Below are 15536 nucleotides of genomic sequence, written 5' to 3'. Positions count from 1 at the left end.
CCCCCCCCCCCCCCCCCCCCCCCCCCCCCCCCCCCCCCCCCCCCCCCCCCCCGCTCCCACCTGTCATCTCTTGTGGAGACCTTCAGATGATTGCCAATTCCTACCCTGCCGCCCAGCACGTCATGGTGCTGTACACCGGTGGCACCATCGGCATGCAGGCCAGCGCCAATGGCCTGGCCCCGGCGTCCGGTTTCGAAGCGCGGATGCGCGATTACCTGCACAGCCAGCCGGAGCTGGTGGTGCCGCAGTGGCGCTTTCGCGAAATGTCGCCGCTGATCGACAGCGCCAACATGACCCCGGCCTACTGGCAGCAACTGCGTGAAGCGGTGGTCGACGCCGTCGATGTGCAAGGCTGCGACAGCGTACTGATCCTGCACGGTACCGACACCCTGGCTTACAGCGCTGCCGCCATGAGCTTCCAGTTGCTCGGCCTGCATGCCCGCGTGTGCTTCACCGGCTCGATGCTGCCGGCCGGCGTCACCGACAGCGACGCCTGGGAAAACCTCAGCGGCGCACTGGTCGCTCTCGGCCACGGCCTGGCGCCGGGCGTGCATCTGTATTTCCACGGCGAACTGCTGGCCCCGACCCGTTGCGCGAAAGTGCGCAGCTTCGGCCGTCATCCGTTCAAACGTCTGGAGCGTCAGGGCGGCGGCGTGAAAGCCACGTCCCTGCCGGCAGCGCTGAACTACAACCAGCCCAAGCAACTGGCCAAGGTTGCGGTGTTGCCGCTGTTCCCGGGCATTGGCGCCGAGATCATCGACGGCCTGCTCGACAGCGGCATTCAGGGTCTGGTGCTGGAATGCTACGGCAGCGGTACCGGGCCGAGCGACAATCCAGAGTTCCTCGCCAGCCTTGGCAGGGCGCGGGATAACGGTGTCGTCGTGGTTGCGGTTACGCAGTGCCATGAAGGCGGTGTGGAACTGGATGTGTATGAAGCCGGCAGCCGCTTGCGTGGTGTTGGCGTGTTGTCCGGTGGCGGCATGACCCGCGAAGCAGCGTTCGGCAAGTTGAACGGATTGCTCGGTGCAGGTCTTGAGACAGCTGAAGTTCGGCGACTGGTCGAACTCGACCTGTGCGGCGAGCTCATCTGATGGCAACAGGCTGTGGGAGCCCCTCTGCTCCCACAGCCCGGCATGCAACTTGCTGCCGTTTCCGGCATCCCAAGGCTGGAAGATCCCATGCTCCACTCCCACCTCACCACTCTCAACGCCGTCTCCCTCGTGCTCAACACCTTCAGGGATCAAGGCCTGTCCAGCGAAGCACTGCTCGCCGGCAGCGGTATCAGTGCGGCGGATCTGAGCCGGGCCGACACCCGCATCACCACCAATCAGGAGATGCAGGTCTGCGCCAATGCGGTCGCGCTCAAGCACGACATCGGACTGGAACTGGGCCGGCGCATGCATGTTTCCTGCTACGGCATCCTCGGTTACGCGCTGCTGACCTGTGCCACCTTCGGTGACGCTTTGCGGCTGGCGATCCGTTATCCGGCGCTGCTGGGAACACTTTTCGAGCTGAGCCTGGAGGACGACGGCGAGCGCGTCTGGTTCGTTGCCGCCGATTACCGCGAAAGCCCGGCAATGGCGGTGTTCAATGCCGAGTTCTGTATGGTGTCGCTGAAAGTCATCTGCGACGACCTGCTCGGCCATCCGCTGCCATTGCTGGCTGCCCGCTTCGAACACGCTGCGCCGGACTATCGCGACAGCTACGCCGAGCACTTCAAGGCGCCCGTGCATTTCGGCGCCAAGGACAACGCCTTCGCCTTCGACCGATGCTGGCTAGACCAGCCGCTGCCACTCGCCGACATCATCACCCATCAAGCCATGGCCGAGCGGTGCCGCAAGCAGAACATCGAGTTCACTGGCCGTCAGGCGTGGCTTGGGCGGATCCGTCAGTTGCTCAGCGCACAACTCAACGCCGCGCCGGGGCTGGAAGGTCTGGCGCAGCAGATGAACTGCTCGCCGCGTACCTTGCGTCGACATCTGAAGGACATGGGTTGCAGCTACCAGGAGCTGCTCGACGAACTGCGTTTCGAGCGGGCCAAGCAGATGCTTTGCGAGGATCAGTTACCGATCTACCGCATCGCTGAAACCCTGGGTTTCAGCGAGACGGCAAGCTTCCGCCATGCCTTCGTGCGCTGGAGCGGTGTGGCACCGAGTCAATTCCGGCCACACGGTTAAACCGTCGAGGGGCGATATCAGGTCAGTATTTTTGGCCACATCGATCCCCTTTTGGCCTCTCTGGCCATTCTCCGATTCGGCTCACGCCGCAACACTGTGATCAACCGAATCAGCCCCTGCGGAGAACAACAAATGCTGACGATCTACTCTGACGATCACCACCTGCACCATGGCCGCTGCGAATTGATCGACGGGCAACTCAAGCCTTGCTTCGAGATGCCGTCGCGTGCCGACCACGTGCTGCAACGGGTAAAAAATCAAAACCTCGGCCCGGTCGAGGCGCCGAAGGATTTCGGCCTCGGGCCGATCGAGCGCATCCACAGCCGCGACTACCTCGACTTCTTCAAAGGCGCCTGGGCGCGCTGGACCGAATTCAACACCGACGGCGATTTGCTGCCTTACACCTGGCCGGCGCGCACCCTGCGTCAGGTCAAACCGACCAGCCTGCACGGCCAGCTCGGCTATTACAGCTTCGACGGCGGCGCACCGATCACCGCCGGCACCTGGCAAGCGGCGTACAGCGCGGCGCAGGTGGCGCTGACCGCACAAGCGGAAATCCAGCGTGGCGCCCGGGGTGCCTTCGCCCTGTGCCGTCCGCCGGGACACCACGCTGCCGGCGACTTGATGGGCGGTTATTGCTACCTCAACAACGCCGCCATCGCCGCGCAGGCATTCCTCGATCAGGGCCACAAGAAAGTCGCGATCCTCGACGTCGACTACCACCACGGCAATGGCACCCAATCGATTTTCTACGAGCGCAGCGACGTGCTGTTCACCTCGATCCACGGCCACCCGGAAGCGGAATTCCCGTTCTTCCTCGGCTACGAAGACGAACGCGGTGAAGGGGCCGGCGAAGGCTTCAACTTCAACTACCCGCTGCCGGCCGGTTCCGGCTGGGATGTCTGGAGCGCAGCGCTGGATCAGGCCTGCCAGGAGATCGATAACTACGGCGCCGACATCATCGTCGTGTCGCTGGGCGTCGACACCTTCAAGGACGATCCGATCTCGCAGTTCAAGCTCGACAGCCCGGATTACCTGGCGATGGGCAAGCGCATCGCCGCCCTCGGCAAACCGACCCTGTTCGTCATGGAAGGTGGCTACGCGGTAGAAGAAATCGGTATCAACGCGGTGAATGTGCTCGAAGGTTTCGAGCAATGAGCCGCTTCAAGTCCGCCACCTGATACCCCGACCCGCACACGCGGGTCTTTTTTTGCCTGCGATATTTATGTACCGCAACCGCTCCCGTCTCGCCCGCTACCTTGCTCGACCCGGCGCCGCTTCCGGCCGCCTGAGGTTCAATCAAGGAGATGGCCATGCCTGAAATCCCGACGCCCAGCGCTGTCGACGTACTGACCCAACTGGTGACCGGTCCGTCACTGTGGGAGGTCGCCACGAATACCTTGCGCCCGGCACTCAAGACCCTGTATCCGGAACTGGAGCTCGACCCGCGCCAGACCCTCGTGGTGACTCCGGTCTGGCAAATCGACGAAGATCGCGTGATTCCTGGCCGAAGCCGCTCCGAATCCCTGACCAATGTGCTGGTGCGTCTCGGACTTGGCGCGACCACCGTCACCTGGATCGATGGGGAGCATTACCTTGTCCGGCGCTCGACGAATGAGCAACCGGTCACGCTGGCGGTCAAGATCGATGCGCTCGCCCGCTTGATCAACGAACTCGCGCCACTGCTGTTCGTGGCTTATCAGGAACAACAGATCGATTACTGGAACGAACCCACAGGCCTGTCGCATCCGCGCTGGTATTCGTTGTCGGACGCCTTGCGTGCACTGTGGGACGTCAAGGATACAACCGACTGGGACGAACATCGGCTGGCCATGGCCCGGGCCGTTTTCGCCGATCCTGACAAAACGCAGCGCCTGCTACGGGACAAGTACAAGACCCGCGCGTACCTGATCGATGTCGACGCGGGTGACGAGGTGCAACGCCGCCATCTCCACGTCCTCGACACCGCCGTGCTGGTCGGCTCGGTAGCCGGGCGCACCCTGATCCTGAGCCACTCACTGCCGCTGGGTTTCCAGCGCTTCGACTCTTTCGAGGAGCTGGGCGAGGCTATCAGGAACGCGTATCCGGCAAAGGCTGTTCCGGTCTCGCTGAACTGGCGGCTGATCGAGCCGGAGGGCAATTTTTTTGATCGCCAGGCCTGCATTCTCATCGCTCTGGAAGCAGACGCCATCGGCGCGCTCGGGTCGCCGCCCTCGACCCGGCCGGGCGTTCTACCGCATCCGGGCACGCTCGGCAGACACACCGCAGAGCTGCCACCGCAACTCCAACCCCAGGCCGAGCACTTGCGACCACTGCTGCCGTCCTGGCTGGACCAGGCCAGGGCCGATGACCAGACCTGCTACAGCCGCCACCTGCTGGATCTGGTGCTGATACAACACCAGAACGCCGGCAAGACGTTCCAGAACGAAGTCCCCGACCTGCGCACTTTCACCCTCGAAGCCCTGAACGCACAGATCCGCAGAGAACAATCCCAGACAAACGATGTAAGGGTCGACAACCTCGAAATCAGCATTACCAGCCTGGTGGTCTGGGGCACGTTCATGTGGCCGGGCAATACCGAGACCCTCACGCTGTCCCTCACCGATCTCGCCTTGCAGAATCTGGCCGGGCTGCCGCCGGGCAACAAAGTCGTGCGCTGCAAGGACGGCACTCCGGTGCCTGACTGGATGAGTGCCGATTATCTGGAAAGGCTCGTGACCACCGTCGACATCGGGGCCCGTTACCCGGCCATGCTCAAACGCTGCCTGGTCGAGGACAGCACCCGGGCCTCCACCCTGCAGCGGCTTTACACTCGACAGTTAGCCGCCGAGCTGCCGCTGCTGGCGTTGCAACACAAGATCCGTGGCGAAATGGATATCGACGAACAAGGCTATCGGTACATTGTCGCTGCACTGGCCGACACCGCCAGCGAACGGCAAGTGGATGGACAGCAGATCGTTGTCCGCCCGCTGGCTTTCATTGTCGGCCAGCGTCCGCGCGACATCGTTGCCAATATGTTCATCATCGGTCCGCGTCAGACCGATCAGGGCCCCTGCCTGCTTTACCGGCCTCTGCTCGATCCGCCACTGATCCAATACGCCAGCCCCGCCAACCTGTTATACGCAATCAAGCATTCACGCTCGATTCGCCAGGCAGTACTGGCCTGGTTGCCTGACGACGTGCGCTTCAATTACGAGCAGTACGTATTTCCCGCCAGGCTGCCTTCGATCTGGACGATTCCCCAATCGCTGGTCGATCCGAGCGCCGCCCTCGATATGAGCGGTCCTGTTTCGTTGGCCAGCGACGTGATCGAAGACCCGATTTTGCCAGCCCTGTTCAACGCCAATGTGCAAGCCATGCTCACCCAGTCGGACCGGCAGTCGGTATCCAACGCTGAAGCACGCTGGGCTTCGCTGAAGAATGGTGGCTGGCGGATTTTCAATGCGGCGCTGCCGTTCCTGGGGCGCAGCGTGGGGACGGCGGCGTGGATCTGGCAGATCATCGATGACTTGCAGGCAATGAATGACGCCGCCAATGAGGCTCCGGCCCGACGCGACTGGAGCGCGCTGGCCGACATCCTCCTGGCACTGGGCATGGTACTGGCCCACAGGGCCGCTGTTGGCAGAAGGCCGGTCCATGAATCACCGGCGTCGCCGCAAACCGTCGTTGAAACACCTGCCCGAACGCTATCCCCGGCCATCAAGGTGCTGCGCCTGCCGGACATCGGCGACCGCGAACTGTCCGCCAGCCATGACATTTCGGTCAACGCCATCGGCGCTCTGGACCGCTCGCAACCGGGGCTTGGCTCGCTGCTCGACAGCCTCCAGGTCCCCAGGCCCGAAGGCCTGGGTGATGCCCAGGACGAGGGCCCATACCAACACCTTCATGCCCATGGGCGCGCCTGGTATGCAGCAGTCGGTCAGCGCTGGTTCGAGGTGATCGTGAATGACGACGAACGTGTCCAGATCAGCGATTCGCGCCAGCAGCCTGCGCGTACCGGGCCGCTGCTGACTCACAATGCCGACGGTCAGTGGTTCGTCGATCTTCGCCTGCGCCTCAACGGTGGCGGCCTGCGCAGCCGGCTCAGGAAACTGCAGGACGATAACCGGGCGCGGTTGATTCAGATGAAGGCAGCGCTCACCGACTTCGACGCCACCTTGCAGGCCAAACAGACCCAGCTCAAAGAGGTGCGCGAGGCCATGCTGCAGGCCACCCCCGATAACCGTTCGAGCGCCCGGGAGCAGTTTCTCGACACCCTGGAGGTGCAGATCAGGGCGTACGGTGAGCACATCCAGCAGCTCAAGGCCATGAACGTCGTCGAACCTATCCCCAATTACCGTACCGCCATGATCGAGCGGTTATCACTGCAGCTGTTTCTGGTGCAATCCTGGCTCGACGAACAATCGTCCGAATTCCGCAGCAGCCTGGGCACTACCCTGGCATTGCTTGACGAACCCTCGGCACCCCTGTCGGCAGAGCGCAACGCGCCTTTTACCAAAGCCAGTGACATGACCCAGGGCATGATCGACAAGATCGAATACCCCCGTAGCCGACTCGATGAACTGAGCCTGCTGGGCAGGGACGCCCTTGAAGTCACGCGAGACTACAAGGCGAAACTCCCCCGCTACACGATCGATGACCTCAAGCTGCTGCAAATCACGCTGGAGCAGGAGCTGTGCATCAGGCCGGACCTGACACAAGAGCCGGTCGATGCGCGGCTGGCGCTGGAAAACCTGATCGATGATGCGGCGCTGAACATCCAGAGTTCTCTGGAAGTGAGCAACGAGGAGAGTCTGCAAAATCTGAGTCAGCGGATCGAGACGATGAGCAATCTGGCCGAACAGTTCGTCGCTGTCGATCAGCGCTTTGCAGACCTGCTCGTCGAGTATCCGGAGCAACTGCTTGCCGATCGCATCGAACAGGTACGCCGGCGCGTTGCCGGATTTGCCGACAGGACGGTCGACCGGCTGGTGAACCTGCTGCGCGACAAACGACAGTTCGATCCCGTACCGGGCCCTTCGAAACCATCGACGGCGTCGGCCAAAAAGGTCATCAAGACCCGTTACAAGGGCACGGTCGTCGGTGAACCACGCAAGGACGCCAGTGGCCGGGAAACCGATCTGGTCGACGTGCGCGCGCCCCTGACGGGCAAGATCATCGCCACCTTTCACGAAAAGAGTCCGGGTGTCTGGCTCGAAAGGGTCACACCCAAACCCGTGTCAAAAGGACCGGCACCCAGCCTGCACCGCTGTATCGAGGAAGGCCAGGCACTGATCGATGGCCTGCCTGCCTTTCACCGGCGCGCGGAGGCCCACATCAACCGGGCCGCGCGCATTCCGAGCGAAATTCAGGATCTCTACTACCTGCATGCCGACCGGCTGCGCGAAGCGAGGGATGCAATCGACCGGGCCCTGACCGCGCGCAATCTCACCGATGATCGCAATGCCACGGCCAGCACCCTGAACAGAGAACTCGCCGATGCCGCCACCGCGCTTTATCAGCGCGGCCAAAGCGCACGCATCCGGATCATCAAGCAGCAACCACCCACCGCGGCCCGTGTCGAATGGCTCAAGAGCAAGGGCCAGGTAGACATCTCGAAAGCCACTGCCCGGCAGCGGCTCAAGGGCTCCGGGAAGGGTTACCTGGACGAGTACGAGGTGCTCGATCACGAAACCCACGCGGTTCTGTGGTACGCGCACTTTCACTACAGCGGAATCAATGATCCGGTAACCGCCTTCAACGCCGCGCACCTGAAAACCGTAGAGCAACGCCGACTGGGTGGACGCTTCGATCCGCGCACCACCGGCAACCAGGAACTCATCGCCATTTACCGCGGTGAAATCAATCGTGCGCAGGCCGCTGCGCTGTTCTTTTCCTGACGCCGGTGCGCCGGTACCCGCGAATTTGGGGCATCGGCGCACCGGCATATATCTATGCACCGCCCTGCCCGATGCCCGCCCGGATAACGTGCGTCGCATCAGGGCCGCCAGCCGCGCTGCCCTTTCACACGGGATCTGAACCATGACTGAAACCGCCGCCGGCACCACGCCTGCCTCTTCCCCGTTTTTGCTCGAACAGAGCCGGCTGATCGATCTGATCAGCCAGGGCCCGACGCTGAATCAGGTGGCCTCGACGCTACTGCAACAGGCGCTGGGAAAGCACTATGCACACCTGCAGATCGACCCCGATCACACCATGCTCGCCACTCCGGTTTGGCGCGACGATGAACAAGGGTTCGCGATCGAGTCTTTCCGGTTCGAATCCCTGACCCACGCGCTCATCCGACAGAGTGTCGAGAAAACCCGAGCGAACCTGATCGAAGGCGAACATTTCCTGACGGTCACGCCGGACGCCCAACCGGCCACTCACCTGGCCGTCGACATGGATGAGCTGACATCGCTGCTCAACGAGCACGCCGCATTCTTTTTCATCGCCTTCGCACAGCAACAACTCGACTACTGGAATGGAACCGGCGCACATCGCCCCCGCTGGCAGGAGCTGTCCGACACATTGAAAACCGCCGTGGACGTGCAATCCGCTGTTGGCTGGGATGCCGACGCCTGCGCCCTTGGGCAGTGGGTGGCCAACCATCCGAAAAAGCCCATGCGTCAATCGACGCTAAACGGATTCAGCCAGATCCGCGCCTGCCTGCTGGATATCGACCTGGTCGAGGGCTCGAACACCACCCACTTGACCATCGCAGGCGCGATCGTGCTGACCGCGACCGTCAAACAGCGCGAACGGTTTTTGATGTACACCATCGGCGCCGGCCACGAATCGTTTTCGTCCCTCGCCGAACTGGGAGAGTCACTGCCCGGACGCCTCGACCTGGACCTGAGCGGGCGCAGCCTCGAGTGGCGACTGGTGGAGCCGCAGGAGAACATTTTCGACAGTTGTACGTGGGCATTGGTGAACATTCAGCTGGACGACATCAAGGCCCTTGATCCCGCCAACCGCCCCGTCGTTCCGACTGCCCTTTCCTCGCCATCGCACAACAGGCATTTAAGCGGCAGGGACCATGCACGGCTCAGCCAGTTGAACCGGGCCATTCCCAAGTGGCTTTACACAGGATCGATCAGTGATTTTCAGGCTTACACACGCTACATCGCCGAACTCGGCAGGCTTCATAAGGAGGAACCGAGTGATAACGTCGGACAGCCTCTGCTTTCGATCAAGTCCTACGCCCAACAACAGATGCGCGAGGCGATTGTCGCCGACAAGGCTGCCGAAGACGCCGCCTCGCTGCCGCTCGACGATCTGCAGATAACCGTCACTCACAGCTTCGAGGTTGCCGGCCTGACCCTGCCCAACCCGCTGGAGCAGGAACATCAGACCCTCGGCGAGTTCGCCCTTGAAAACACCACGCCGTATCTCGCCAGCGTCGCGTTCACCAATGGCCATGGCGTGCCGGCATGGTTGACCGTCGACTACCTGACGCAGATGGCAGAGCAGGTCGATATTGGAGGCCATTATCCGGCACTGATAAAAAAGGCACTGATCGACGACCCGCAACAGGCCGCCCGCCACAGGGCCCGCTACCGGCGCCAGCTGCCGACCCTGTTGCCGCTGTTGGCCCTGGAGTGCAAGCTCCGGCATCGAGGCGATGTCGACGAGCGCGGTTACACGTATATCTGTCAACTGATGGCATCCATCAGCGCGGGGCAGTCCGACACCGAGCCCGGCGTGTACATCCGCCCTTTGGCCTTCAGGCCTCGATTCCGCTTGAGCAACGTGACCGACACGGTGGCCAACACGTTCATCATCGGGCCGCGCGAGCCGGAGCTGGGCCCCTGTCTGCTTTACCGGCCATTGTCGGACACCCCGCTGCGGCAGTTCGCTTCGCCGCAAAACCTGCTCTACGCCATTTATCAGCCTGGAGAGTTGCGAGACTCGGTGCTGGCCTGGCTGGCCAGCCCGTCGCTGAGTTTCGAATACGCCCAGTTTGTTTTTTCCAGCGGCATTCCGTCACCCTGGATCATTCCCCGGATGGCGTTCGAGCCCTTTATCCACTTCGACTTGATCGGCCCGATCGGACTGGACGATACGCCGCTGACCGGCGATATCCTCGACGCCCTTCACACTGCCAACAGCCAGGCGCTGGCCGAACTGGCCGACCGCCAGTCAGTCTCCAACAGCGAACGTCGGCGAGCCTTGCTCGCGAACAGCGGCTGGGCGGTGTTCAGTATCGCGTCCAATTTCATGGTTGGCGCAGCAGGCACCGCCGTGTGGGTCTGGCAAACCATCGAACAGATCCAGCAGGCAATCGATGCCCGGGAACAGGGAGACACACTGGTGGAGTGGCGCTCCGTCGGAGACATCCTGCTGACCCTCGGCATCATCCTGACGCAGCACATCGCCACGCTGCGCAGTCGTACGCCCCTGGCGCTGTTCGAGACCTCGGCTGAACAGACACTGGAAGAGATGCCCGCCGTTTCCGGTGCTTTCCCGCCAACGCCGCCGACCATCCGTTTCAACGCAAACGCCATGACCGACGTGATTGCCCCGAACCATCTGTCGAGCGTCGAGCCAGGCACTCTGGTACGCCCGTCGACCAGCGCCGGATTCACGGCCATGCTGGAGCGTTTCCAAATACCCGAACCGGATCTGGACGGACATTCGATTTCCCCGGTCAGCCACCTCTACACCCTCGGCGACCGGCTATGCGCACGCGTGGGAGCGCGCTGGTTTCAAGTGACGGCCCCCGACAATGAACCGGTCTGCATCGTAGACCCGGCCGACCCTTCGCATACCGGCCTGGCCATCAAATTCGATGACACGCTGGGTGAGTGGCACTGGGACCCGAAACTGCGACTGCGCGGAGGCAGCCCGACCGGGCGAATCGAGGCGCTGCGGCGCGCCAAGGCGCAAAACAAGGAAAAAGCCTGGACGGCCCTTCATCAGTTCATGGCGCAGGAAGTGACCCGCAAAAACGCCGTGAGCAGCGCCCTGCTCGAGTTGCCACGGGACGGTTCCTCGAGTGAATTCGAACCCAGGGCCCAACGCTACCTGGCGTTGGCCGAGGCGCTGGGTGACGAATACACCCAGGCGCTCGGACACCTGGAAACCTGGCGTCAGAGCGGAGGCGGTGGCGTGTTCTATCAGTCCCAACTGATGCGCCTGACCGCAGAACAACACCGATGCCTGGGCGGTGCACTGCGCCTGCAGATGCGTGTCTATGCACAAATGACCGAAAAATTCGCCAACAGTGCAAGCACAGATATCTCCCTGTCACGGGACGAACAGATCGATATCACCACCCGAGCCACGGCACTGAGCGACCAGATGATCGCCCGACGGCAGGTTCTGCGTCAGTCGCTGGACACCCTGGGACAACTGGCGGGGATTTCGAGCAAAGTGGGGCACGATCTGGAACGGCTGCTTCCGGCGTTCACCGATCTGGACCTCAAGGCCAACGAAATCAGCATGGCTTACGAATGGTGCGTGCGCGAACAGCCCGGCCCGGCCATGGAAGATGCCCGAGAAGCCGTCAACCTCATCACCGGCAACGCTTCGACTGCCAGCCATGACCTGATCGAGCTGACCAGGGCTGAACCGGTCGCCGGCGGGCAGCGCCAACGAATCGAGCAATTGGCCCGCTTGAACGACCGCTTCGCCAGCCTCGCGCAAGAGATCGAGCAATTGCCCGCCGCCCACCCGGGACTGTTCGTGCAGGCGCGACTGGATCGCATCCATGAGCTGATCGGTGAATTCCATGCGTTGGCCGGAGCGCGTCTGGTCGCAGAACTACCGGAGCGCACCGAGCAGCCGGTCGTGTCCGTTTCGCAGCCGGGACCGTCGACGTCGAGACCCAGGGTGAAGGTCAGCAAGAGCCGCCCTCGTCAGGGCGCCAGCGAATCGTCACGCGAGAGCGAAGAGTCCGGTGCCATCAGGGAAATCCCCTTTATCAAACTGTCGCGTTCGCGGCTCCCCAAAAAATCCGATGCCGTCGATGTCATCGCGCGGGCATTGGAACTGAATCTGAAAATCAACGAGTTCAACCGTACAACCCGGGAAGATGCCAAACGTCCCGGCCGCATTCCAGCGGACATTCGTGACATGTTCGAACAGCAATCGGTCAGGCTCACGCAAACGGCCAGCGACGTCGACGCTGCGCTCGCAGCCCAGCAAAGGGCTGGGCGCCCCCCTCTGCCGGTGGCCTCTCTCAGTCAGGAACTACGCAACGGAGCGCAACGCACCCGGACCGAAGGCATCAGCACCTATGCCGCGATGCTCAAGCAACGCAAACCCCGGGAGGCGTACTTTCACTGGCTGTATGACAACGGGCTGGTGGAGGTGGTCAAGGATGAACGCGGACGCATCCGCACCCGGCAACGCGGGGATTATTTTCAGGAATACCGGATCCTCGACAAAGCCCGCAATAATGAACCGCTCTGGGTGGCGCATTTCCATTACGACGCCCTGAAGGACCCCGACGCGAAATACACCACCGCCCACCTCAAACCCGCCGAGCCCTACTTGCAAACGCTCGACGCGGCGACGCGGCAATCCTTGAGCACGTTCGATGCGGTCGAGAATGCGCTGCGTAAAATTGTCGATCCGGTGGTTCGGGACCTGTTCCTGAAGCCGCAGCCCCGCGACCCGGTCGACGATTGACGTCACGTCGCAGGCTCACACCCGCCAGGCCCGGCGCAAACGGCCCAGCGCCGAATCGATCGCCGGCTCCGGGACGGCGGCGAAACCCAGCACCAGACCGGCTCGCCGATCGAGCGGGGTCAGCGAGTCGGGCAGCCAGTAGTTACTCAATCCGCTGATCTCAACCTCTACGCTGCGCGCCAGTTCGATCAGCTGGCGCTCGCGCTCGACGCTCTCCACCGGCACCGTCAAATGCAGGCCGGCGGAGACCGCGGGCAGCGGGCCGACACCCTCGACCTCCTGCGGCCAGCCACTCATCAAGGTGTCGCGCCGGCTCAGGGCGGCTCGGCGCATCCTGCGGATATGCCGCTGAAAATGGCCGGCGGCCATGAACTCGGCCATCACCGCCTGAGTGCTGACTTCGGAATGCCGTACGTCTACCGCGCGACGTTGCGAGAAAGCCTCGACCAGGCCCGGCGGCAACACCAGATATCCCAGGCGCAAGGCCGGAAACGCCACTTTGCCGAAAGTCCCCACATACAACACCCGTCCTTGCCGGTCGAGTGCAGCCAGAGGGGCCAGTGGCGCACCGGTGTAGCGGTACTCACCATCGTAATCATCCTCGACGATCCATCCCTGAGTGCGCTCGGCCCAGGCCAGCAGTTCGAGACGACGGGCCAGGCTCATCACCACCCCGGTCGGGTATTGATGAGACGGCGTGACATACGCCACCCGGCAATCTTCGGCAGCCGCCAGTGCCGCGCAGTCGATACCCTCTTCGTCCACGGCAATGCCATGCAATCGACCACCGGCCAGCGCGAACGCATGGCCCGCTGCGCGATAGCCGGGATTCTCGATGCCCACCCCGGCGCCCGGCTCCACCAGCAACTGTGCACAAAGGCTGATTCCCTGTTGTGCGCCACTGGTGATCACAATTTGTTCAGCCGAGCACTGCATACCCCGCGAACTGCGCAAATAAGCGGCAATCAGACCGCGCAGGCGCGCATCGCCTGCCGGATCGCCGTAACACAGCTGCTGCAAATCGGGTTTGCGCCAGAACGCCGCGTTCAGCTTGGCCCAGACGTCGAACGGGAACAGATCGAAGGCCGGAACGCCGACCCGGAATGCTCGCGGCGGACCGCTTGGTGGCGTCGGTAAATGGTTCTGTTCAAGCCGCTGCAACGCACCGCTGTGGATAACTTTGCTGGATAAATCACCAGTGGAATCTAACGGAATTGTGGATAAGGCTGTGGGTAAGCCTGTTGAAAACCCTGTGGATACTTTTGTGGATAGTTTTTCCGCGGGCGCCAGCGATTGCGGTAATTGTGCCACGTAAGTGCCGTCCCCGACCCGCCCTTCGATAAAGCCTTCGGCATACAACTGATCGTAGGCACGCACCACGCTGTTGCGGGAAATCGCCAGTGCTGCCGCCAGATCACGGCTCGCCGGCAATCGCGTGCCGCTGGCCAGGCGCCCGTCGAGTACCCGCAGGCGCAAGGCCTGGTAGAGCTGACGGCTCAGGCCTTTGCGGCGGTCGAGTTCGATACCGGCAGGGTTGAACGGCAGCGACAGTGTGGTCGGATCGGGCATGACAATGGACCTATGAAATTGGTCATCAATGGCTCTTACAACAGACCAATAGCCTGCCTACGATGCAGGCATTCGCCAAGGAAATTTTCTCCATGTACACACCCCGCGCCTTTGCCATCGACGACCTGTCCCAACTGCACGAACTGATCCTCGCCACCCGCCTCGCCATATTGGTCACCCACGGCGAGCAAGGCTTGCAGGCCAGTCATGTGCCGGTGCTGCTGCATCGTGAACAAGGTCCGAACGGTACGCTGTACGGGCATCTGGCCAAGGCCAATCCGCAGTGGAAAGACCTGCGCGACGGCGCCGAGGCCCTGCTGATTTTCCCCGGTGCCGATGCCTACGTCAGCCCGGGCTTTTACCCGAGCAAGGCCGAGCACGGCAAAGTCGTGCCAACCTGGAACTACGTCGCCGTGCACGCCTACGGTCACGCCGAAACCTTCAGCGATGGCGGTCGGCTGCTGGATATCGTCAGCACCCTCACCAATCGCCATGAAGCGGGCCGCGCCCAGCCCTGGTCGGTCGACGATGCCCCGGCCGATTACATCGACGGCATGCTCAAGGCCATCGTCGGGTTCGCCATTCCCATCGACCGCCTCGAAGGCAAGCGCAAGCTCAGCCAGAACCGCAGCGCCGAAGACATCGCCGGCGTGCGCGAAGGCCTGGCCGCCAGCCCCGACATCAACGATCAAACCCTCGCTCACTTGATGCGTTAAGGAAATCACCATGAGTCAGATCGACATCCGTCCGGTCAGCGCCGCCGATCACGCCGCCTGGCTGCCGCTGTGGCAGGCCTACCTGCGCTTCTACAACACTGAATTGCCGGACGCCGTCAGCCAAAGCACCTGGCAGCGCTTTCTCGACCCGAACGAACCGACCCATGCCGCCCTCGCCTGGGCTGACGGCAAAGCCGTGGGCATGGTGCATTTCATCTACCATCGTTCGAACTGGAGCATCGAAAACTCCTGCTACCTGCAAGACCTGCTGGTGGAGCCGCAAACCCGTGGCACCGGCGTCGGTCGCCTGTTGATCGAACACGTCTACGCCACGGCCAAGGCCGACGGTTGCTGCAAGGTGCACTGGCTGACCCACGAAACCAATGCCACGGCGATCCAGCTCTACGAGCGCATCGCCGAACGCCCGGGTTTCATCCAGTTTCGCAAAGCCATTTAAGGA

Annotated in this window: 8 protein-coding genes; 7 read left to right on the top strand and 1 reads right to left on the bottom strand. The window is 62.5% G+C overall.

The features are described from left to right. Positions 1–86: 86 nt before the first annotated feature. The 5 genes from ACTJK9_RS28815 to ACTJK9_RS28795 all read left to right on the top strand — a co-directional run bounded on the left by ACTJK9_RS28815 (position 87) and on the right by ACTJK9_RS28795 (position 12791). Positions 87–1091 carry an asparaginase gene (locus tag ACTJK9_RS28815; RefSeq protein WP_221398356.1) on the top strand — a complete coding sequence of 335 codons (1005 nt, stop codon included), beginning with the start codon at positions 87–89 and terminating at the stop codon, positions 1089–1091. An 87-nt stretch (positions 1092–1178) separates the two neighbouring features. Continuing rightward, the gene (locus ACTJK9_RS28810) at positions 1179–2177 is read left to right on the top strand and encodes an AraC family transcriptional regulator (RefSeq protein WP_440817727.1); all 999 of its coding nucleotides are present in this window, start codon (positions 1179–1181) and stop codon (positions 2175–2177) included. Positions 2178–2309: 132 nt separating this feature from the next. Next, on the top strand, positions 2310–3335 hold the full coding sequence (locus ACTJK9_RS28805; protein ID WP_007954279.1) for a histone deacetylase family protein: 1026 nt from the start codon (positions 2310–2312) through the stop codon (positions 3333–3335). A gap of 155 nt (positions 3336–3490) precedes the next feature. After that, a complete protein-coding gene (locus ACTJK9_RS28800; protein WP_440817723.1) occupies positions 3491–8056 on the top strand; it encodes a dermonecrotic toxin domain-containing protein in 4566 nt (1521 codons plus the stop codon). A gap of 142 nt (positions 8057–8198) precedes the next feature. Next, positions 8199–12791, top strand: a complete 4593-nt coding sequence (locus tag ACTJK9_RS28795; RefSeq protein WP_440817720.1) for a dermonecrotic toxin domain-containing protein — start codon at positions 8199–8201, stop codon at positions 12789–12791. Between the two features lie 15 nt (positions 12792–12806). Here ACTJK9_RS28795 and pdxR read toward each other — a convergent pair whose 3' ends face one another. Beyond that, positions 12807–14360, bottom strand: a complete 1554-nt coding sequence (gene pdxR / locus ACTJK9_RS28790) for a MocR-like pyridoxine biosynthesis transcription factor PdxR (protein WP_440817717.1) — start codon at positions 14358–14360, stop codon at positions 12807–12809. A 92-nt stretch (positions 14361–14452) separates the two neighbouring features. On the opposite strand from pdxR, the gene ACTJK9_RS28785 reads away from it, so the two are divergent. After that, positions 14453–15076, top strand: coding sequence for an FMN-binding negative transcriptional regulator (locus tag ACTJK9_RS28785; RefSeq protein ID WP_039765080.1), 624 nt, complete (start codon positions 14453–14455; stop codon positions 15074–15076). A 10-nt stretch (positions 15077–15086) separates the two neighbouring features. Then, positions 15087–15533 (top strand): GNAT family N-acetyltransferase, encoded by a 447-nt coding sequence (locus ACTJK9_RS28780; RefSeq protein ID WP_011336633.1) that lies wholly within the window; start codon positions 15087–15089, stop codon positions 15531–15533. The last annotated feature ends 3 nt before the right edge of the window (positions 15534–15536 follow it).

The organism is Pseudomonas sp. 22082, assembly GCF_052046055.1.
Lineage (GTDB): Bacteria > Pseudomonadota > Gammaproteobacteria > Pseudomonadales > Pseudomonadaceae > Aquipseudomonas > Aquipseudomonas pharyngis.
Note: the sequence above shows the minus strand (reverse complement) of the source record. Positions and strands in the feature narration are given on the sequence as shown.